Here is a 19,882-nt window from a genome sequence, read left to right on the forward strand (position 1 = left end):
ACGCGCGAACGTGACCCGGGCTCCGGGTGACGACGTCTCCGGGGCCGGGAGAGGGTGGCAGGGAGCAACCCGCCGTGCACTTCCGTGCACCTGTCGAGGAAAGGTCCCCTTTCATGCGCAGGACAGCAGGAACCACCGCAGTCGCCCTCGTGGCCGCGACCCTCGTCGCCGGGACCTCCGTCGGAGCGGTCGGCGGATCCACCGCCGCCGCCGCCGGCGCCGGTCGAGCCGCGTTCACCCGCCAGGCCGCCTCCCACGGCGACCTCGCGCGCAAGGCCCTCAAGGCGGTCGCCGCCCACCCGCGGGCGGTCCGCTCCGGTGCCCGGCAGGCGTTCTCCGTCACCGGCGCGCTCGTCGACCCCGACGGCACCAGCCACGTCCGGCTGGCCCGCACCTACGCCGGCCTGCCCGTGCTCGGCGGCGACCTGGTGGTGCACCAGTCCCCGCAGGGCGCCTGGGAGGGACGCAGCCAGGGCCTCCGCGCGGGGCTCGCGCTGCCCGTCACGCCGACGGTGACCAAGGCCCGCGCCGGCCGCGCCGCCCTCGCGCCGAGCGCGCTGACCCGCTCGATCACCGGCGACAAGGTGTCCTCCTCACGGCTGGTGGTGGACGCCGTCGACGGGACCCCGGACCTCGCCTACGAGGTGGTGACCGGCGGCACCCAGAAGGACGGCACCCCGAGCCGGCTGTCCACCTTCGTGGACGCCGCCACCGGCAAGGTGCTGCGCCGCGAGCAGCACATCGAGACCGTCGACGGCTCCGGCCAGTCCCTGTACGGCGGCACCGTGCCGCTGCAGGTGGCGGCCAACGGGGCGACGTACGAGCTCAGGGACGCGACGCGAGGCGGCACCTACACGACCGACATGAACAACCAGGAGGACTCGCTGCCCTGCCAGATCCTGGGCAGCGGCTGCGCCACCGGGACGGTGTTCAGCCGCCCGGACACCACCTTCGGCACCGGCGTGACCAGCAGCCGCGAGTCGGCCGCCGTCGACGCGCAGTACGGCACCAACATGACCTGGGACTACTACAACGTCGTGCACGGACGGAACGGCATCTTCGGCACCGGCCAGGGGTCGTTCAACCGGGTGCACTACGGCAACGGCTACGTCAACGCCTTCTGGGACGGCACCAAGATGACCTACGGCGACGGCGACGGGACCAGCTACGGACCGCTCACCTCGCTCGACGTGGCCGGTCACGAGATGTCGCACGGCGTTACCGAGCACAGCGCCAACCTGGCCTATACCGGTGAGTCGGGCGGCCTGAACGAGTCGACCTCGGACATCTTCGGCACCGCGGTGGAGTTCTACGCGAACAACCCCAGCGACCCGGGGGACTACCTGATCGGCGAGCAGTTCGACCTCCTCCACCACCAGGGCATCCGCCGGATGGACAAGCCGTCCGCCGACGGCGGCTCGGCCGACTGCTGGGACCCGACCGTCGGCCAGCTCGACGTGCACTACTCCTCGGGGGTCGGCAACCACTTCTTCTACCTGCTGTCGGAGGGCTCGGGCGCGAAGACCCTGAACGGCGTCCCCTACGACTCGGCCACCTGCAACGGGGCCCCGGCGGTGGTCGGCATCGGGCACGCCGACGCCGAGAAGATCTGGTACCGCGCGCTGACCGTCTACATGACGTCCTCGACCGACTACCACGGCGCACGCACCGCCTCGCTGAGCGCGGCCCAGGACCTGTACGGCGCCGGCAGCCCGCAGTACAACGCCGTCAACGCGGCCTGGGCGGGCGTCAACGTCGTCTGACCCGCACCCCTGACCTGCCGCCCTCCTGCGACGCCCCGCGGAGGGCGGCAGTCGCACGCCCGAGGGACCCTCAGGCCCGCAGGACCAGCACGGCGACGTCGTCCTCGGCGTCGACGACCCCGGCGACCAGGCCGTCGGCGATCTCCCCGACGCTCTGCAGGTGGCCGTCGTGGAGCAGGCCGGGCCGGCTACTCGGGCGGCAGGCCCTTGCCGCGGCGCTCGTAGAGGGCGAGCACGGTCTCCCGCGGGATCACGCCGCACCGGTCGGCCCACGCCTCGTAGCGGGCCTCGAGGTCCGCGACCACCTCCGGGTGCTCGGCCGCCAGGTCGTGGGCCTCGGCCCGGTCCGACCCGATGGCGTAGAGCTCCCAGCCGCCGGCGTGCTTGCGGACCAGCTTCCACTCCCCGGACCGCACGGCGGAGTTGCCCTCGTGCTCCCAGAACAGGTCGGCGGCGTCCACGTCGGCCCCGTTGAGGCCCGGCAGCATGCTGCGGCCCTCGGCCGGTGGCACCGCGACCTCGCCTCGGTGGGTGGGGTACGTCGCCCCGGCCGCGTCGAGCAGGGTGGGCAGCACGTCGACGAGCTGGTGCGGCGCACGGAGCAGCGAGCCGGCCTCGCCGGTCAGTCCACGGGGCCAGCGGGCCACCAGGGGGGGTGGCGATGCCGCCCTCGTGGACCCAGTGCTTGTACTCCCGGAACGGCGCGTTCGACAGGTGTGCCCAGGAGCGTCCGTAGGACTGGTAGGTCGCCTCGCTGCCGGGCATCAGGCCGGGGACGTTGCCCGGCACGACCGGCTCGCCCTCGCGGGTGGTGTCCTGCAGCGGCACGAACGCGGTCACGAAGTCGACGTCCAGCTCCTCGGCGCAGCCGCCGTTGTCGGAGAGGAAGACCACCAGGGTGTTGTCGAGCCGGCCGAGCCGCTCCAGGGTGTCCAGCACCTGGCCGACACCCCGGTCCATGCGGTCCACCTGCGCGGCGTACACCTCCATGCGGCGGGCGTCCCAGGCCTGGTGGTCGTTGGCGTCCCAGCCCGGGACGCGGGGGTCGCGCGCGGCGAGCTCGGCCCCGTCCTCGACGATGCCCTCCTTGACCAGCCGGGCCAGCCGCTCCTCGCGCAGGGTGTCCCAGCCGGCGTCGAAGCGGCCCCGGTAGCGCGCCACGTCGTCCTCGTGGGCGTGCAGCGGCCAGTGCGGCGCGGTGTAGGCGAGGTAGAGGAAGAACGGGTCGTCGGCCCGCTCGGCGTGGTGCTGCTCGACGAAGGAGACCGCGTTGTCGCTGATCGCGTCGGTGTAGAACCAGCCCGGCGCCTCGGCCTCCTCCTCGACGTTGGTCTCGTCGCGCATCAGCGTGCGCGGGCGGTAGAAGCTGCCCGCGCCCTCCAGCGTCCCGAAGAAGCGGTCGAAGCCGCGCCGGGTCGGCCAGCTCGGGTTCGGCGTCTCCATGTCCGAGGACAGGTGCCACTTCCCCGAGAGGTACGTCGCGTAGCCGGCCGCCCCGAGCGCCTCCGGGACCGTCACGCACTCCTCGGTGAGGTCGCCGGGGTAGCCGTCCGGGGTGTCGTCGAAGTTCAGGATGCCGACGCCGACCTGGTGCGGGTGCAGCCCGGTCATCAGCGACGCCCGCGACGGGCTGCAGCGCGCGGTGTTGTAGAACTGCGTCAGCCGCACCCCCTCGCGCGCCAGCCGGTCGATGTTCGGGGTCTCGATCTCGCCGCCGTAGCAGCCGATGTCGGAGAACCCCATGTCGTCCGCGAGGATCAGGACGATGTCGGGCCGGTCGTTGGGCTCGGTCATGCGCTCACCTTCTCGGCCGCGGGGGCCGTGGTCGAGGTCTCGTGGGCCCGCAGGTCGCGGCGGAACGTCTCGGGCAGGAACACCAGCGACACCAGGGTGATCAGCGCCATCGCGAGGACGTAGGTCGCGACCGGCCACGAGGCGTTGTCGTACTTCTGGATGAGCAGCGTGCAGATGATCGGCGCGATCGCGCCCGAGGGCAGCACGCCGAGCTGGTAGACCGTGGACATCCCGCTGTAGCGCACCCGGGTCGGGTAGAGCTCGGCGAACAGCACGCCCTCCGCGCCGAACATCGTGCAGGCGCCGAAGGCCCAGCCGATGACCACGCCCAGGGTGATCAGCGCGGCGTTCTTGGTGTCGAACAGCGCGAAGACCGGGAACGCGCTGACCGCCGCGACGGCGGCGCCGGCCATGAACACCGGGCGGCGGCCGATCCGGTCCGAGACGCGGGCGGCGGCGAGGATCACGAAGAAGCCGATCACCGCCGCGACCAGCAGGGCGTTGAGGGCCACGGTGTTCTTCAGGCTCAGCACGGTGACGACGTAGGTCACCAGGAAGGCGTTGTAGACGTTGAAGGTGACGGACTCGCTGATCCGGGCACCCATCGCGAGCAGCGTGACCTTGGGGTGCCGGCGGACGATCTCCAGGAGGGGGACGCGGGACCGGGCGTCGTGCTCGACGAGCTCCTTGAACGCCGGCGGCTCGGCGATCCGGAGCCGGATGAACAGGCCGATGGCGACCAGCACGATGCTGGCCAGGAACGGGACCCGCCAGGCCCAGGAGACCAGCGCGTCGTCGCCGAGCAGGCTGATGGCCTTGACCGCGCCGGTGGAGAGCAGCAGGCCGATCGGCACGCCGAGCTGCGGCCAGCTGGAGTACCAGCCGCGGCGCTCCTGCGGCGCGTGCTCGACGCAGAGCAGCACGGCGCCGCCCCACTCGCCACCCAGGCCGATGCCCTGGAACATCCGCAGCAGCACCAGCAGCAGGGGGGCGGCCACGCCGATCGAGTCGTACGACGGCAGCAGGCCCATCGCGAACGTGGAGACGCCCATGATCATCATCGTCACGACGAGCATCGGCTTGCGGCCGAGGCGGTCGCCGAGGTGCCCGAAGACGATGCCGCCGATCGGGCGGGTGATGAAGCCGGCCGCGAAGGTGGTGAACGCCGCGAGGGTGCCGGTCAGCGGGTCGAACTTCGGGAAGAACTCGGCGTTGAACACCAGGGCGGCCATCGTGCCGTAGAGGAAGAAGTCGTACCACTCCACGACCGAGCCGATCAGGCTGGCCGACGCGATCTGCCGGATCGAGGCCTCGTTGCCGGGCTCGACCGTCGCGGTCGCTCTCTTCATGTGTCCTCCGTGCGGTGCGGGGCGCCTGCTAATGTCCCGTTTCATGGGACATATGCGCGTTGATCGGGACACCAGCGTGGACTGCGCGACCGGTCACGTCAAATACCATCGACCTACTGGACTTTGGCGTGTCGCGGGGACGCCGCGATGAGCGAGACGCTGCGCCGCGCCGTACAGGCGCTGGACGCGCTGGCCCGGGCGGAGTCCGACCTCTCGATCCGGGAGATCGCCGAGACCACCGAGGTGTCCAAGAGCGCCGTCCAGCGGATCCTCAGCTCGCTGGTGGACACCGGGCTGGCGGTGCAGGATCCCGCGTCGCGCCGCTACGGGCTCGGTCCCCGGACGCTGGTGCTCGGCACCGCGTACCAGAAGCGCATCGACCTGCGGTCGGTCGCGCTGCCGCACATGACCCACCTGCGCGACCTGACCGGGGAGACCGTCGGTCTGTCGGTGCGGGTGGGGGACGAGATGCTGCACATCGAGCAGGTCGAGAGCACGTCCGCGCTGCGGCGGTCCTTCGAGATCGGCCGCACCCTGCCGCTGTGGTGCGGTGCGCCGGCCCGGTTCTTCCTCGGCGACCTGCCCGAGCCCGAGCAGGAGGAGATCGTGCGCCGGCGCCGGCCCTCGGCGGTGGTGCCGGCCGACCCGCCCACACCCGAGCAGCTCCTGGCGGGCGTCCGCGAGTGCCGGGAGACCGGCGTCGCCACCGCCTTCGGCGAGACCATCCACGGCGTGAACACCGCCGCGGCCGCGCTGCACGGCGCCGACGGGCGGGTCGCGGCGACGCTGTCCGTCACCGGTCCGTCCACCCGGCTCGACGAGGTCGCGCTCGGTCGGTGCGTGCCGCTGCTCCGGGAGACCGCGGCGACGGTCAGCGCCCGGCTCGGGCACCGTCCCTAGGATCGGCACCATGGAGCGCGCGGCCGTCGAGGAGTGGGTGGCGGGCTACGTCCGGGCCTGGCGCACCGCGGGCACCGACGGGCTCACCCGGCTGTTCACGCCCGACGCGTCCTACCTGCCCTCGCCGTGGGCGGACCCGGTCGTGGGAGAGGCGGCGCTGGCGACCTTCTGGGAGGCCGAGCGGGCCGGTCCCGACGAGGTCTTCACCTTCGCCGGCGAGGTCGTCGCCGTCGACGGGCGGGCCGCCGTCGTCCGGGTCGCCGTGGAGTACGCCGCGGGGCGCTCCGGTCCGTGGAGGGACCTGTGGGTGCTGGGCTTCGCCGACGACGGGCGGTGCTCGTCGTTCGAGGAGTGGCCGTTCGCGCCGGACCAGCCGGCCGGGCACTAGTCCCTACGCGGCATCGGCCCGGATCCCTTCGACCAGGGACGAGCACGGCCCTGCGCGGTGTGCGTGCTGCAGCCCGGCGAGGTGGGTGAGCGCGTCGACGATCTCAGTCGCGGTGTACTGAAGACCGAACAGGTCGTCGGGCACCGCGTTCGTGCCGACCGGCCGGCGGGGGTCCGTCGTCGGGTGCTGGAAGCCGGCCCGGGTCCGCAGCGTCGTGCGGCCCTGCGGGTCGCGTCCCCTCCCGAACCCGTCGGCGTGCTTGGCCTTGTGGTCCCGCTCGCAGGCCGGCTGCAGGTTGCGGTTGCTGGTCGGTCCGGCCGGGTAGGGCATCGGGGCCTCCGGCGCGGTTCGTTCGTGCGAACGGAGGTAGGCGCGACCTCCGACAGCCTGCGTGGTCCCAGGCCCGTCAGTCCCCAGGGACTGAAGCCCCTAGATCAGCCGCACCAACGCCGCCGACAGGGCCGCCAAGAGCACCACGACGATGAACGGCGCGCGCAGCAGCAGCGCCACGAACGCGACCCCGAGGCCGACCACCCGCGCGTCGACCACGACGCTCTGTCCGGAGCCGAAGACCTGGACGCCGATCAGGGCGGACAGCAGCGCGACGGGCAGCAGGTCCGCGATCCGCTCGACCGCCGGGCGCTCGAGGACCCGGGGCGGCACGGACAGCCCCGCGAGCTTGAGCAGGTAGCACCCGGCGCCGGCCACCAGCACGGCCGCCCAGATCATCTGCGCCGCCCGGTGAGCAGGCCGGCCAGGATCGCGACCGTGGCCGCCGCCAGCACGGGTACGCCGGCCGCGGTGACCGGGACCAGCCCGAGGGCCAGCGCGATCGCGAGGAGACCGACCACCCGGTTCAGCCGGCTGTTCAGCCGCGGCCACAGCAGCGCCAGGAACGCGCCGCCGACCGCGGCGTCGAGGCCGTAGGTGCGCGGGTCGCCGAGCGCCTCGCCGGCGACCGCGCCGCCGAACGTCGCGAGGTTCCAGAGCACGAACACCGCCAGGCCGGTCGAGAGGAACCCGACCCGGGCGGCCGGCGTCGACTCGCGGTTGACCGACATCGCGGTGGACTCGTCGATCAGCAGGTGCGCGGCCGCCGTACGTCGCCAGCCGTGCCAGTCCAGCAGGGAGGTCAGCCGCAGGCCGTACAACGTGTTGCGGCTGCCGAGCAGCAGCGCGGTCATCGCCCCGGCCAGCGGGGCGCCGCCGGACGCGACGACGCCGACGAGCGCGAACTGGGAGGCGCCGGTGAACACCAGCAGGGACAGGGCGCAGGTCTGCAGGACGCTCAGCCCGGCCGTCACGGAGACGGCCCCGAACGAGATGCCGTAGGCGCCGGTGGCGAGCCCGACCGCGAGGCCGTCCCGCACGATCGCGGAACGCTCGGCCGGTGCGAGGGCGGGAGGCGCTTCGGTCACCCGACCACGATAGGTGCCGTCAGCGGGGGTGGCGCTGGCGGGCGTGCGCGCTGGAACGGGGGTGGTGCAGGAGCAGCATCACCAGGCCGCCACCGAGGACCGCACCGATCGCGGCACCGGTCGGGGCGACGAGCGGGATCGGCAGGGTGAAGGCCAGCCAGGCGCCGACGCCGACGCAGGCGACGAGGGCGAGGACGCTGACGAGGAGACGGTGGAGCGGGGGGCAGCGGACCCAGCACGAGGCCCTCCAGTGGTTCGGTCCGAGTGGGTGCCCTCTGCTCGAGCCCCCGTGGCGCGTACACCCTTTATAGACGCTTCGCGCTCCCGTTTGAATGCCCGAACGTGTGGTTCTCCAAACCCGGCTACTCCGCGAGGTCGGTGTGCAGCCGGACCTGCTTGACCCGGACGGTGCCGTCGCCGTGCAGGTCGAGCTCGCGGTGGGCCCCGTCCGGCGCCCAGCCGGCGGCGGTCAGGAACGCCCGTCGTACGTCGTCGTCGCTGTTCAGCCACACGAGCGCGGTGCTGAACCGGTCCGCGCGCAGCGTGTCGGCGCACGCCTGGACGAGCCGGGAGCCGTGCCCGTGCCGGGTGGTGGCGGGGTCGACGGTGAGCTCGGAGATCTCGCCGTGCGCCACCGGGTCGACGTCGGGGTCGGCGGACGGGCCGGTGACCGCGAAGCCGCGGACGGTGTTGCGCTCCAGGGCGACCAGCACGCGGTTGCGGGCGTCCTGGGGGCTGTTCAGCGAGGTGGCCCACGCGGCGGCGAACTGCTCGGCGTCGAAGGAGTCGAGCACCTCGGCAGGCAGCAGCTCGGCGTACTCCTTCCGCCAGGCGCTGACCTGCACGGCCGCGATGCCGGGGGCGTCGTCGGCCCAGCCCACCCGGACCGAGACGTCGGCGGTGGGTCCGTCTGTGTGTCCCGCGTGCGCACTCATGGGCCCAGTCTCCCAGGTCGCGCGATGTGACAGGACAACTGCAGAAGTGTGGCGGGAGTGTCACATCGGGCTGGTAGCATGGCGGCATGTACGGCAACGACTTCGTCCCGGCGGACCTCGAGGGTGCGGCCACCACGCCGCCTCCGGCTCCGGTCACCATCGAGCCCGGGATGGAGGAGTTCTGGCGGATCGTCGGCGAGGACGGCCGGATCGAGCCGCGCGACGTGATGCCGGAGGACTACCGCGCCTCGCTGGTCCGGCAGATCGCCCAGCACGCGCACTCCGAGATCATCGGCATGCAGCCCGAGGGCGCCTGGATCAGCCGCGCCCCGAGCCTGCGCCGCAAGGCGATCCTGATGGCCAAGGTGCAGGACGAGGCCGGCCACGGCCTCTACCTGTACGCCGCCGCGGAGACCCTGGGCGTGGACCGCGGCGAGCTGCTCGACAAGCTGCACGACGGGCGCCAGAAGTACTCCTCGATCTTCAACTACCCGACGCTGACCTGGGCCGACATCGGCACCATCGGCTGGCTCGTCGACGGCGCCGCGATCGTCAACCAGGTGCCGCTGTGCCGCTGCTCATACGGCCCCTACGCCCGCGCGATGGTCCGGGTCTGCAAGGAGGAGTCCTTCCACCAGCGGCAGGGCTTCGAGGCGCTGCACACGCTCTCGCACGGCACCCCGGAGCAGCACGCGATGGCCCAGGACGCGGTCGACCGGTGGTGGTGGCCCAGCCTGATGATGTTCGGCCCGCACGACGCCGAGTCGACGCACTCCGAGAAGTCCATGGCCTGGGGTGTGAAGCGGTTCTCCAACGACGACCTGCGCCAGCGGTTCGTGGACATGACCGTCCCGCAGGCCGAGGCGCTCGGGCTCACGCTGCCCGACCCCGACCTGCGCTGGAACGAGGAGCGCGGGCACTACGACTTCGGCACCATCGACTTCACCGAGCTGTTCGAGGTGATCAAGGGCAACGGCCCCTGCAACGCCGAGCGGATGGCCACCCGCCGCGGTGCGCACGAGGCCGGCGCGTGGGTGCGTGAGGCCGCGAACGCCTACGCCGACAAGCACGCGCGTCGTACGGCGGGGGCGGCATGAGCGAGCGCCGGGAGTGGCCGCTGTTCGAGGTGTTCGTCCGGAGCCGCCGCGGGCTCTCGCACGTGCACGTCGGCTCGCTGCACGCGCCGGACGCCGAGATGGCGCTGCGCAACGCGCGCGACCTCTACACCCGCCGCCAGGAGGGCGTCTCGCTCTGGGTGGTCGCCGCCGCCGACATCACCGCCTCGAGCCCGGAGGAGAAGGACGCGTTCTTCGACCCGGCCGCGGACAAGATCTACCGGCACCCGACGTTCTACGAGATCCCCGACGGCGTGGAGCACCTGTGAGCGCCCCGCAGGACGCCGCCCGCGTCGACTACGTCCTCGGCCTCGCCGACGACGCGCTGCTCGCGGCCCAGCGGACGGGGGAGTGGATCGCGGCGTCCCCGCAGATCGAGGAGGACGTCGCGCTCAGCAACATCGCGCTGGACCTGCTCGGGCAGGCCCGGTCGCTGCTGACCTACGCCGGCTCGCTCCACGACCCGGTCCGCACCGAGGACGACCTCGCCTACTTCCGCGACGAGGCGGAGTTCCGCAACGTGCACCTCGTCGAGCGGGAGAGGGGCGACTTCGGCGTCGCGATGGCCCGGCTGCTGATCCTCGCGACCTACCACTGCGAGCTCTACGAACGCCTCCAGGCCTCCACCGACGAGACCCTGGCCGCCGTGGCGGCGAAGGCCGTCAAGGAGGTCGACTACCACCGCGACCACGCGACGATGTGGGTGCTCCGCCTCGGCGACGGCACCGACGAGTCGCACCTGCGGATGCAGGCCGGCCTCGACGCCGAGTGGGCCTACGTCCCGGAGCTCTTCGACCCGGCGTACGTCGACCCGCGGCTCGTCGCGGACGGCGTGGCGGTCGACCCCTCGACGCTGCTCCCGGCGTTCGACGAGCGCGTCGCGACCGTGCTCGGGCAGGCCACCCTGACCGTGCCCACGACGCCGGCGGCGCCCGGCGGCGGTCGTCGCGGGGAGCACACCGCAGCGATGGCGCCGCTGCTCGCCGACCTGCAGGGCCTCGCCCGACAGCACCCGGGGGCGACGTGGTGACCGCGGCGACCACCACCCGGACGGCGTGGGAGATCGCCGCCTCGGTGCTCGACCCGGAGGTCCCGGTCCTCACCATCGAGGACCTCGGCATCCTGCGCACGGTCGAGGAGGACGACGACGGCGTGCGGGTGACGATCACCCCGACGTACTCCGGCTGCCCCGCGATGGACTCGATCCGCGACGACGTGCTCACCGCGTTCCACGACGCCGGCCGCGACGACGTACGCGTCGACTTCGTGCTGGCGCCCGCCTGGACCACGGACTGGATGAGCGAGGCGGGGAAGCGCAAGCTGCGGGCGTACGGCATCGTGCCGCCCCGGCCGCGCGAGCAGCCGCGCGATGAGCCGCCGGACCCCCGCCGGGTGCTGCTGCAGCTGACGCTGCGCTGCCCGCAGTGCGGGTCGCCGGACACCCGCGAGCTGAGCCGGTTCGGCTCGACGGCCTGCAAGTCGCTGTGGGTGTGCAACGCCTGCCGGGAGCCCTTCGACCACTTCAAGGCGATCTGAGTGTCCACCACGCACGCGGTGTTCCACCCGCTGTCCGTCGCCTCGATCGAGCCGCTCACCGACGACTCCGTGGCGATCACGTTCGCGGTGCCCGACGAGCTGCGCGAGGACTACGCGTTCAGCCACGGCCAGCACCTCACCGTGCGCACCGAGCTGGCCGGCGACGACGTACGCCGCAACTACTCGATCTGCTCGGCCGCGTCCTCCGGGGTGCTCCGGGTCGCGGTCAAGCGGCTGCCGGGCGGGGCGTTCTCCGAGCACGCGCTCGACGTGCTGCGGCCCGGCGACGTGCTCGACGTGATGACCCCGTCCGGCCGGTTCTTCACCGAGCTCGACCCGGCGCACCGCAAGCACTACGTGTGCGTCGCGGCCGGCTCGGGGATCACCCCGATCCTGAGCATCGTGGCCAGCACGCTGGAGGCCGAGCCGCTGTCGTCGGTGACGCTGGTGTACGCCAACCGGACGCACAAGACGGTGATGTTCCTCGAGGAGGTCGAGGACCTCAAGGACGCCTACCCCGACCGGTTCCAGCTGCTGCACGTGCTGTCCCGCGAGCCGCAGGAGGTGGAGCTGTTCTCCGGGCGGCTGGACGCCGGGCGGATGGGCCGGATCCTGGACGGCCTGCTGCCCCCCCGACACCGTCGACGAGTGGTTCCTGTGCGGGCCGTTCGAGATGGTCTCCGACCTGCGCAAGCTGCTGGTCAGCGAGGGCGTGCCCAAGAAGGCGATCCACGCCGAGGTGTTCCACGTCGAGTCCGCGTCGTCCGGGCCGCCGGTCCGTCGTGCGCCCGTCGAGACCACCGACGCCGCGGGGGCGCACGTCACCATCACCCTGGACGGGCGGACCTCCACGTTCCGGCTGCCCACCGACGGGCCGGCCGTGCTGGACGCGGCGCTCGAGGTGCGCGCCGACGCGCCGTTCGCCTGCAAGGGCGGCGTGTGCGGGACCTGCCGCGCCAAGGTGCTGGAGGGCACCGTGGAGATGGACACCAACTGGGCCCTCGAGCCCGAGGAGGTCCAGCGCGGCTACGTGCTGACCTGCCAGTCGCACCCGACCTCGGAGTCCGTCGTCCTCGACTACGACGCCTGAGCACGCGGCCTAGGCCAGCTCACCCGGCGTTATCCGCACATACCTCGCGGGGCGTTTTGCAGGGGCCCGGAGCCTGCTTCCATGGGGGTGCGAGCGCATCCGGACCCGGTGCCTTCGACGGGCCCGCGTCGACCTCGTCGGGACCCCCCACCCGACCCGGCGCGGACCGACTCCTCGCCCGGTCACCTATGCCCCCCTGGGGCCGGGTGGGGAGTCATTCACGTGTCCCGGGGGTGACCGCGGCTAGGGTGGGCCGCGTGCAGCAGTACCTCGATCTCCTCCAGCGGATCCTCGACGACGGGGCGGTGAAGGGCGACCGCACCGGCACCGGCACCCGCAGCGTCTTCGGCCACCAGATGCGGTTCGACCTCTCCGAGGGGTTCCCGCTCGTGACCACCAAGAAGGTGCACACCCGCTCGGTGTTCGCCGAGCTGCTGTGGTTCCTGCGCGGCGACACCAACGTCAAGTGGCTGCAGGACCGCGGCGTGTCCATCTGGGACGAGTGGGCCGACGAGAACGGCGACCTCGGGCCCGTCTACGGGCACCAGTGGCGGTCCTGGCCGACCCCCGACGGCGGTCACGTCGACCAGATCGCCCAGGTCGTCGAGGCGCTCCGTCGCGACCCGGACAGCCGGCGGCACGTCGTCAGCGCCTGGAACGTCGCGGACCTCCCGCGGATGGCGCTCGCGCCCTGCCACACGATGTTCCAGTTCTACGTCGCGGACGGGAGGCTGTCCTGCCAGCTCTACCAGCGCAGCGCCGACGTCTTCCTGGGCGTGCCGTTCAACATCGCGTCGTACGCCCTGCTCACCGAGATGGTCGCCCAGGTCACCGGCCTGGAGGCCGGGGACTTCGTGCACACGCTCGGCGACGCGCACCTCTACAGCAACCACCTCGACCAGGCGCGGCTGCAGCTCACCCGCGAGCCGCGGGCGCTGCCGACGCTGCGGCTCGACCGGTCGGTGACCGAGCTCGACGCGTTCGACCTCGAGCACGTCGCGGTCGACGGCTACGACCCGCACCCCGGGATCAAGGCGCCGATCGCGGTATGACGAAGCGGGTCGTGATGGTGGCGGCCGTGGCCGAGAACGGCGTCATCGGCAAGGACGGGGACATCCCGTGGAGCATCCCCGAGGACCTCAAGCACTTCCGGGCGACCACCCGCGACAACACCGTGGTGATGGGCCGGGCGACCTTCGACAGCATCGGCCACCCGCTGCCCTACCGCACCAACGTGGTGGTCACCCGGGACCGCAGCTGGCGCGGGGAGGGCGTCGTCGTGGCGTCCAGCGTCGAGGACGCGGTCGCGCAGGCGCAGGGCTTCGACGGCGACGTGATGGTGATCGGCGGCGCGCAGATCTACGCGCTCGCGATGCCGCTGGCCACCCACCAGGTGCTCACCGAGGTGCACGCCGCTCCCGAGGGCGACACGCACTACCCGGACTTCGACCGGTCGCAGTGGCGGGAGACCGACCGTGAGCCCCACGACGGGTTCGACTTCGTCTGGTGGGAGCGGGTCGGCGGCGACGGCGGCGCGAACCGATAACCTGGACCCATGACGTCCGGCACCCTTCCTCCCGCCCCGTTCGGGCGGGTGCTGACCGCGATGGTCACCGCCTTCCACGACGACGGCTCGGTCGACCTCGACGGCACCGCCCGGGTCGCGGAGCACCTCGCCGACCACGGCCACGACGGTGTCGTGGTCTCCGGCACGACGGGGGAGTCGCCGACCACCAGCACCGCGGAGGACGGCGCGATCCTGCGCGCCGTCGTCGAGGCCGTGGGCGACCGGCTGCAGGTCGTCGCGGGGGTCGGGACCAACAACACCGCACACTCCGTGGAGCTCGCGGCGCAGGCCGAGAAGGTCGGCGCCGACGGGGTCCTGCTGGTGACGCCCTACTACAACAAGCCCACGCCGGCCGGGGTGACCGCGCACTTCGAGGCGGTCGCGAACGCCAGCGGCCTGCCGGTGATGCTCTACGACATCCCCGGCCGCACGGGCATCACCATCAGCGCCGAGACCTACCGCCGGGTCGCGGAGCACGACCGGATCGTGGCGGTGAAGGACGCGGTGGGCGACCTGTTCCGCGGCGTCCGGATCATGCAGGAGACCGGGCTGAGCTTCTACTCCGGCGACGACGTGCTCAACCTGGGCTGGCTGACCCACGGCGCCGCCGGGATCGTCTCGGTCGTCGGGCACGTCGCCGGTGACGCCTACGCCTCGATGGTCGCCGACGTCGACCGCGGCGACCTGGCCGGGGCGCTCGCGACGTACCGCTCGCTGGTGCCGGTCGTGGAGGCCGTGATGACCACCGCGCAGGGCGCGATGACCGCCAAGGCCGCCCTGCAGCTGCTCGGGGTGCTGCCCAACCGGGTGGTCCGGCTGCCGCTGGTCCCCGCCGACGACACCCTGGTCGACGACCTCAGGGTGGTGCTGCAGCGCGCCGGGCTCCTCGCCGGCCGGGGCGCTGCGTGAGCCGACCGCACCCCGAGCTGTCGGCGCCCGGACCGCTGCCGGCCGGCGGGCTGCGGGTGATCCCGCTCGGCGGCCTCGGCGACGTCGGCCGCAACATGACCGTGTTCGAGTACGACGGGCGCCTGCTCCTCGTGGACTGCGGCGTGCTGTTCCCCGAGGACCACCACCCGGGCGTGGACCTGATCCTGCCGGACTTCGACCACATCCGTGACCGGCTCGACGCGGTCGAGGCGCTGGTCCTCACGCACGGCCACGAGGACCACATCGGCGCCACGCCCTACCTCCTGCGCGAGCGCGGCGACATCCCGCTCGTCGGCTCGAAGCTCACGCTGGCGCTGCTCACCTCCAAGCTGCGCGAGCACCGGCTCAAGGAGACCGTGCAGCACGTCGTGACGGAGGGCGACACGATCGAGCTCGGGCCGTTCCGGCTGGAGTTCGTCGCGGTCAACCACTCGATCCCGGACGCCCTCGCGGTGGCGATCCGCACCGGTGCCGGCACCGTGCTGCACACCGGCGACTTCAAGATGGACCAGCTGCCGCTCGACGGCCGGATCACCGACCTGCGGGCGTTCGCCCGGCTCGGCACCGAGGGCGTCGACCTGTTCATGGTCGACTCCACCAACGCCGAGGTCCCCGGCTTCACCACCTCGGAGGTGGAGATCGGCCCGGTCCTCGACCGGGTGTTCCACCAGTCCCGCGACCAGCGGATCATCGTGGCCTGCTTCGCCAGCCACGTGCACCGCGTCCAGCAGGTGATGGACGCCGCCGTCGCGCACGGCCGCAAGGTCGCCTACGTCGGCCGCTCGATGGTCCGCAACATGGGCGTCGCCCGCGAGCTCGGCTACCTCACCGTCCCGCCGGACACCCTGGTCGACGCCAAGGAGCTCGCGGACCACCCTCCCGAGCGGACCGTGCTGATCTCGACGGGGAGCCAGGGCGAGCCGCTCTCCGCGCTGTCCCGCATCGCCCAGCGCAACCACAACTTCGTGCACATCGAGGAGGGCGACACGGTCGTCCTCGCGAGCTCGCTGATCCCCGGCAACGAGAACGCGGTCTACCGGGTGGTCAACGGGCTGTCCCGGTGGGGCGCCAACGTCGTGCACAAGGGCAACGCGCTCGTGCACGTCTCCGGGCACGCGTCGGCCGGCGAGCTGCTCTACTGCTACAACATCGTCCGGCCCGGCAACGTGATGCCGATCCACGGCGAGGTCCGGCACCTGCGCGCCAACGCCGCGCTGGCCCGGCGCACCGGGGTCCCGGCCGAGCGGGTGGTGCTCGCCGAGGACGGCGTGGTCGTGGACCTGGTGGACGGCGTCGCGTCGGTCGTGGGCAAGGTCGACTGCGGGTACGTCTTCGTGGACGGCTCCTCCGTGGGCGACATCACCGAGTCCTCGCTCAAGGACCGCCGGATCCTCGGCGAGGAGGGGTTCATCTCGGTGATCGTGGTCGTCGACTCGGTGACCGGCAAGGTCTCCGGCGGGCCGGAGATCCACGCCCGTGGCTTCCTCGAGGACGAGCGGACCTTCGAGGAGATCAAGCCGGCGATCGTCGAGGCGCTCGACGCAGCCGCCCGGGAGGGCGTCGACGACCCCTACCAGCTGCAGCAGACGATCCGCCGGGTCGTCGGGCGGTGGGTCTCCAGCAAGCACCGGCGCCGCCCGATGATCATCCCGGTCGTCGTCGAGGCCTGAGCCTCAGCGGCCGCGGCCGGCCGCCTTCGCGCCGTACATCGCCGCGTCCGCGGCGGTCATCAGCGTCTGCAGGTCGTGCCCGGAGCCGGTGGTGGAGACACCGACCGCCGCCTGCAGGGTGATCGCGCCCTGCCGGCTGCCCACCGACAGCCCGGCGACCGCGGCGGTCACCCGCTCGGCCAGCAGCCGGCCGCTCTCGGCGTCCGCGCCGCGGGCCAGCACCACGAACTCGTCGCCGCCGAGCCGGGCGACCACGTCGTCGGCTCGGGCCACCGCCCGGATCGCGGTGGCCACCGCCCGCAGCACCTCGTCGCCGACCACGTGGCCGTAGGTGTCGTTGATCTTCTTGAACTCGTTGAGGTCGATCACCAGCAGGCTCACCGGTACGTCGCGGCCGCCGGCGAAGGCGTCGGCCTGGACCGCGCGCATCGCGTCGTCGAGGGCCCGCCGGTTGCCGACCCCGGTGAGCGGGTCCTCGTGCGCGGCCCGGTTGGCGAGGATGTTGTCCTGGTGCAGCCGCTCGACCTGCAGCGCGGCGTGCGCGCCCTGGGAGGTGCTCAGCCGCTGCTGCCAGAGCACCCGGGACAGCAGCGACGCGTAGGACCGGCCGGCGCCCGCACCGGGCACGCCGGTCTGCGCCTCCATCTCCACCAGCAGCCACTGGGCGGTCGCGGTGACCTGCCAGTCGCTGGCGGCCTGGGACAGCCGGGCCGCCTCCCGGGCGACGTCGACGGCCTCCTCCCGCTCGCCGAGCGCCCACAGCGCCCGGGCCAGCGCGCCGCCGACCACCGCGCGGCTGCCGGCGTAGTCCGGGTGGTCCTCGACGCTGAAGGCCTCCCGGAGCTCCTCGACCGACGCGGCCGCCGTACCGCGGGGGCGGGAGACCAGCTCCATCGCGCGGCAGGTGGCGACGAACTTCGGGTTCCCGGCGGCCAGCGCGAGGGTGAGCGCCTGCTCGGCGTACGCGTGGCCCCGCGCACGGTGCGTGGCCACCTCGTCGCCGGACTGCACCTGGGAGAAGACCCGTTCGAGCTCGTCGGCCCAGCGCAGGTGCAGCTCGGAGAGGTTCATCAGGTCGATGACCGGTGCCTGGGCGAGCGGGATCGGGCTCGCGTCCAGCTGCTGGGCGGTGACCATGTGCGGCTGGCTGAGCTCGTAGAGCCGCAGCTCGAGGTAGGCGTAGCCGAGACCGGTGTGCGCCCAGCAGCGCAGGCCCTCGTCCTCGCAGGCGGTCAGCTCGACCTCGGCGCGGGCCAGGTCGAGCAGCGCCGGCTCGATCCGGCCGAGCCGGGCCTGGGCCATCGCCCGCATCGACAGGCCGTTGGACGCCCAGCCCGGGCTGTCCGCCTCGGCGGCCAGGGACACCGTCCGGTCGCAGGCGATGTACGCCGCCGCGTTGTCGCCCCGGATGTGCTGCGCGACCGAGATCGTGTACCAGAGCGCCGCCTGCTCCGAGGGGCTCGCTCCGGCCGCCCCGGCCAGGGCGCGCTCGGACAGCGCGAGGGCGGCGTCGGCGTCGCCGTCCTGCGCCAGGCCCATCACCCGGGCGGCGTCCTCCACGAGGGTCACAGCCCGATCTTGACGGAGCCGCGGCCGCTCAGGGCCGAAGTCGGCGAAAAAGAAACCGTTCGGTCAGGCGTCGATGACGATCGGGATGATGAGCGGGGTGCGGCGGAACTTGCGCTCGGCCCAGCGCCCGATGTCGCGGCCCAGCATCTGCTCGAGCTGGTGCGCGTCCCCGATGCCCTCGGCGGCCGCGTGCGCGAGCGTCTTCTCCACCACGGGGACCGCGGCGTCGAAGGTGTGCTCGTCGTGCACGAACCCGCGGACCAAGAAGTCCGGACGGTCCGCGAGCTTGCCGGTGTCGGCGTCGACGATCGCGAGCACCGTCACGACGCCCTCCTCGGCCAGCGTGCGGCGGTCCTTGAGGGTGGCCTCGGTGGCGCCGCCGACCTGGCTGCCGTCGACGTACACGTTGCCGGCCGGGACCTTGCCGGTGATCTTGGCGTGCCCGTCGACGAGGTCGACGACGACGCCGTCCTCGGCGATGACCACGTTGGAGGCCGGGACACCGGTCGCGATGGCCAGGTCGGCGTTGGCGCGCAGGTGCCGCCACTCGCCGTGCACCGGCATCACGTTGGAGGGCCGGACGATGTTGTAGCAGTAGACGAGCTCGCCGGCGCTGGCGTGGCCGGAGACGTGCACCTTGGCGTTGCCCTTGTGCACGACGTGCGCGCCCCAGCGGGTCAGGCCGTTGATCACCCCGGAGATGGCGTTCTCGTTGCCGGGGATGACCGAGCTGGCCATCAGCACGGTGTCGCCCTCGCCGACCCGGATCACGTGCTCGCGGTTGGCCATCCGGGACAGCGCGGCCATCGGCTCGCCCTGCGACCCGGTGCAGACCAGCGCGACCTTGCTCGGCGCCATCTTCTCGAGCTGCTTGAGCGGCACGATCAGGTTGTCGGGGACCTTGAGGTAGCCGAGGTCCTGGGCCACGCCCATGTTGCGCACCATCGACCGGCCGACGAAGGCGACCTTGCGGCCGTGCGCCTGGGCGGCGTCGAGGACCTGCTGGATGCGGTGCACGTGGCTGGCGAAGCTGGAGACGATGATCCGGCGCGGGGCGGTGCGGAACACCGTCTCGATGGCGGGGGAGAGGTCGCGCTCGGCGGTGGTGAAGCCGGGGACCTCGGCGTTGGTGGAGTCGGTCAGGAACAGGTCGACGCCGGCCTCGCCGAGCCGGGCGAACCCGCGCAGGTCGGTGATCCGGCCGTCGAGCGGGAACTGGTCCATCTTGAAGTCGCCGGTGTGCAGCACCAGGCCGGCCTCGGTGCGGATCGCGACGGCCAGTCCGTCCGGGATCGAGTGGTTGACCGCGAGGAACTCCAGGTCGAACGGGCCGAAGGTGCGGTGGTCGCCCTCGGCGACCTCGACCAGCTTGGGCCGGATCTTGTGCTCCTTGAGCTTGGCGTCGATCAGCGCCAGCGTCAGCCTCGAGCCGACGACCGGGATGTCCGCCCGCTCGCGCAGCAGGTAGGGGACGCCGCCGATGTGGTCCTCGTGGCCGTGGGTGAGGACCAGGGCGTCGATCTTGTCCAGCCGGTCCCGGATCCAGGTGAAGTCGGGGAGGATCACGTCGATGCCGGGCTGGTGCTCCTCGGGGAACAGCACGCCGCAGTCGACGATCATCAGCCGGCCGTTGTGCTCGAAGACCGTCATGTTGCGGCCGATCTCGCCCAACCCGCCCAGTGCGACGACGCGCAGACCGTTCTTGGCCAGCTTCTGCGGCGCCGACAGTTCGAGGTGTGGGTGGCTCATGGGCTGCAGGCTACCGGCGATCGGCCGAGTCCCGTGCACCGCCCAACTTGGGGTGCCCCGACCCGGCGTGTGAGGCCTGGGACTGGAGTGACACCTGTGTAGATTCGCC

20 protein-coding genes and 3 pseudogenes are annotated in these 19,882 nt (G+C 72.5%); 14 read left to right on the forward strand and 9 right to left on the reverse strand.

Features of this window, described 5'->3' with window-relative positions; all coding sequences use genetic code 11:
• Positions 1-113: 113 nt before the first annotated feature.
• Complete coding sequence (locus tag KRR39_RS04880; RefSeq protein ID WP_216940987.1) at positions 114-1,763, forward strand: M4 family metallopeptidase; 1,650 nt, start codon at positions 114-116, stop codon at positions 1,761-1,763.
• Between the two features lie 188 nt (positions 1,764-1,951).
• Here the strand turns inward: KRR39_RS04880 and KRR39_RS04885 are convergent, their stop codons facing one another.
• From KRR39_RS04885 to KRR39_RS04895, 3 genes and pseudogenes are all read right to left on the reverse strand, one after another.
• On the reverse strand, positions 1,952-2,410 hold the full coding sequence (locus tag KRR39_RS04885) for an alkaline phosphatase family protein (protein ID WP_216940988.1): 459 nt from the start codon (positions 2,408-2,410) through the stop codon (positions 1,952-1,954).
• 46 nt (positions 2,411-2,456) lie between these two features.
• A pseudogene (locus tag KRR39_RS25910) lies at positions 2,457-3,557 on the reverse strand (sulfatase-like hydrolase/transferase); the annotation flags it as partial.
• Entirely contained in the window at positions 3,554-4,906 is a 1,353-nt protein-coding gene (locus tag KRR39_RS04895; protein WP_216940989.1) for an MFS transporter, read from the reverse strand. The pseudogene KRR39_RS25910 and the gene KRR39_RS04895, both read right to left, overlap by 4 nt.
• A 147-nt stretch (positions 4,907-5,053) precedes the next feature.
• Between KRR39_RS04895 and KRR39_RS04900 the strand changes: the two genes are divergently transcribed.
• Complete coding sequence (locus KRR39_RS04900) at positions 5,054-5,806, forward strand: IclR family transcriptional regulator (protein WP_216940990.1); 753 nt, start codon at positions 5,054-5,056, stop codon at positions 5,804-5,806.
• A 10-nt stretch (positions 5,807-5,816) separates the two neighbouring features.
• A complete protein-coding gene (locus KRR39_RS04905) occupies positions 5,817-6,194 on the forward strand; it encodes a nuclear transport factor 2 family protein (protein WP_216940991.1) in 378 nt (125 codons plus the stop codon).
• Between the two features lie 3 nt (positions 6,195-6,197).
• Here the strand turns inward: KRR39_RS04905 and KRR39_RS04910 are convergent, their stop codons facing one another.
• The 4 genes from KRR39_RS04910 to KRR39_RS04925 form a co-directional block, all read right to left on the reverse strand.
• A complete protein-coding gene (locus tag KRR39_RS04910) occupies positions 6,198-6,524 on the reverse strand; it encodes a hypothetical protein (protein WP_216940992.1) in 327 nt (108 codons plus the stop codon).
• Between the two features lie 99 nt (positions 6,525-6,623).
• Positions 6,624-6,923, reverse strand: coding sequence for an AzlD domain-containing protein (locus KRR39_RS04915; RefSeq protein WP_216940993.1), 300 nt, complete (start codon positions 6,921-6,923; stop codon positions 6,624-6,626).
• Positions 6,920-7,612: an AzlC family ABC transporter permease gene (locus tag KRR39_RS04920; protein WP_216940994.1), complete on the reverse strand. Its 693-nt coding sequence runs from the start codon at positions 7,610-7,612 to the stop codon at positions 6,920-6,922. The genes KRR39_RS04915 and KRR39_RS04920 overlap by 4 nt, the downstream gene beginning before the upstream one ends.
• 362 nt (positions 7,613-7,974) lie before the next feature.
• Positions 7,975-8,547: a GNAT family N-acetyltransferase gene (locus KRR39_RS04925; protein WP_216940995.1), complete on the reverse strand. Its 573-nt coding sequence runs from the start codon at positions 8,545-8,547 to the stop codon at positions 7,975-7,977.
• Positions 8,548-8,633: 86 nt separating this feature from the next.
• On the opposite strand from KRR39_RS04925, the gene paaA reads away from it, so the two are divergent.
• The 11 genes and pseudogenes from paaA to KRR39_RS04970 all read left to right on the forward strand — a co-directional run bounded on the left by paaA (position 8,634) and on the right by KRR39_RS04970 (position 16,455).
• Positions 8,634-9,644 carry a 1,2-phenylacetyl-CoA epoxidase subunit PaaA gene (gene paaA / locus KRR39_RS04930; protein WP_254185522.1) on the forward strand — a complete coding sequence of 337 codons (1,011 nt, stop codon included), beginning with the start codon at positions 8,634-8,636 and terminating at the stop codon, positions 9,642-9,644.
• Complete coding sequence (gene paaB / locus KRR39_RS04935; RefSeq protein WP_216940996.1) at positions 9,641-9,931, forward strand: 1,2-phenylacetyl-CoA epoxidase subunit PaaB; 291 nt, start codon at positions 9,641-9,643, stop codon at positions 9,929-9,931. Before paaA ends, paaB begins: the two co-directional genes overlap by 4 nt.
• Positions 9,928-10,692 (forward strand): 1,2-phenylacetyl-CoA epoxidase subunit PaaC, encoded by a 765-nt coding sequence (paaC, locus tag KRR39_RS04940; RefSeq protein WP_216940997.1) that lies wholly within the window; start codon positions 9,928-9,930, stop codon positions 10,690-10,692. Before paaB ends, paaC begins: the two co-directional genes overlap by 4 nt.
• A complete protein-coding gene (gene paaD, locus KRR39_RS04945; protein ID WP_216940998.1) occupies positions 10,689-11,198 on the forward strand; it encodes a 1,2-phenylacetyl-CoA epoxidase subunit PaaD in 510 nt (169 codons plus the stop codon). Before paaC ends, paaD begins: the two co-directional genes overlap by 4 nt.
• Positions 11,199-11,285: 87 nt before the next feature.
• Positions 11,286-11,459: pseudogene (locus KRR39_RS24365) on the forward strand (FAD-binding oxidoreductase); the annotation flags it as partial.
• Positions 11,460-11,612: 153 nt separating this feature from the next.
• Positions 11,613-11,729 (forward strand): annotated as a pseudogene (locus KRR39_RS24370) (phenylacetic acid degradation protein); the annotation flags it as partial.
• 142 nt (positions 11,730-11,871) lie between these two features.
• Positions 11,872-12,288 (forward strand): 2Fe-2S iron-sulfur cluster-binding protein, encoded by a 417-nt coding sequence (locus KRR39_RS24375; protein ID WP_254185688.1) that lies wholly within the window; start codon positions 11,872-11,874, stop codon positions 12,286-12,288.
• A 257-nt stretch (positions 12,289-12,545) separates the two neighbouring features.
• On the forward strand, positions 12,546-13,340 hold the full coding sequence (locus KRR39_RS04955; RefSeq protein ID WP_254185689.1) for a thymidylate synthase: 795 nt from the start codon (positions 12,546-12,548) through the stop codon (positions 13,338-13,340).
• The gene (locus KRR39_RS04960; protein WP_216941000.1) at positions 13,337-13,834 is read left to right on the forward strand and encodes a dihydrofolate reductase; all 498 of its coding nucleotides are present in this window, start codon (positions 13,337-13,339) and stop codon (positions 13,832-13,834) included. The genes KRR39_RS04955 and KRR39_RS04960 overlap by 4 nt, the downstream gene beginning before the upstream one ends.
• Before the next feature lie 9 nt (positions 13,835-13,843).
• The gene (dapA, locus tag KRR39_RS04965) at positions 13,844-14,764 is read left to right on the forward strand and encodes a 4-hydroxy-tetrahydrodipicolinate synthase (RefSeq protein WP_216941001.1); all 921 of its coding nucleotides are present in this window, start codon (positions 13,844-13,846) and stop codon (positions 14,762-14,764) included.
• Entirely contained in the window at positions 14,761-16,455 is a 1,695-nt protein-coding gene (locus tag KRR39_RS04970; RefSeq protein ID WP_216941002.1) for a ribonuclease J, read from the forward strand. The genes dapA and KRR39_RS04970 overlap by 4 nt, the downstream gene beginning before the upstream one ends.
• 3 nt (positions 16,456-16,458) lie before the next feature.
• Here KRR39_RS04970 and KRR39_RS04975 read toward each other — a convergent pair whose 3' ends face one another.
• Positions 16,459-18,024, reverse strand: a complete 1,566-nt coding sequence (locus tag KRR39_RS04975; protein ID WP_216941003.1) for a GGDEF domain-containing protein — start codon at positions 18,022-18,024, stop codon at positions 16,459-16,461.
• A gap of 63 nt (positions 18,025-18,087) precedes the next feature.
• Entirely contained in the window at positions 18,088-19,773 is a 1,686-nt protein-coding gene (locus KRR39_RS04980; RefSeq protein ID WP_216941004.1) for a ribonuclease J, read from the reverse strand.
• Positions 19,774-19,882 lie beyond the last annotated feature (109 nt).

The sequence above is a fragment of the Nocardioides panacis genome, assembly GCF_019039255.1.
GTDB classification, from domain to species: domain Bacteria; phylum Actinomycetota; class Actinomycetes; order Propionibacteriales; family Nocardioidaceae; genus Nocardioides_B; species Nocardioides_B panacis.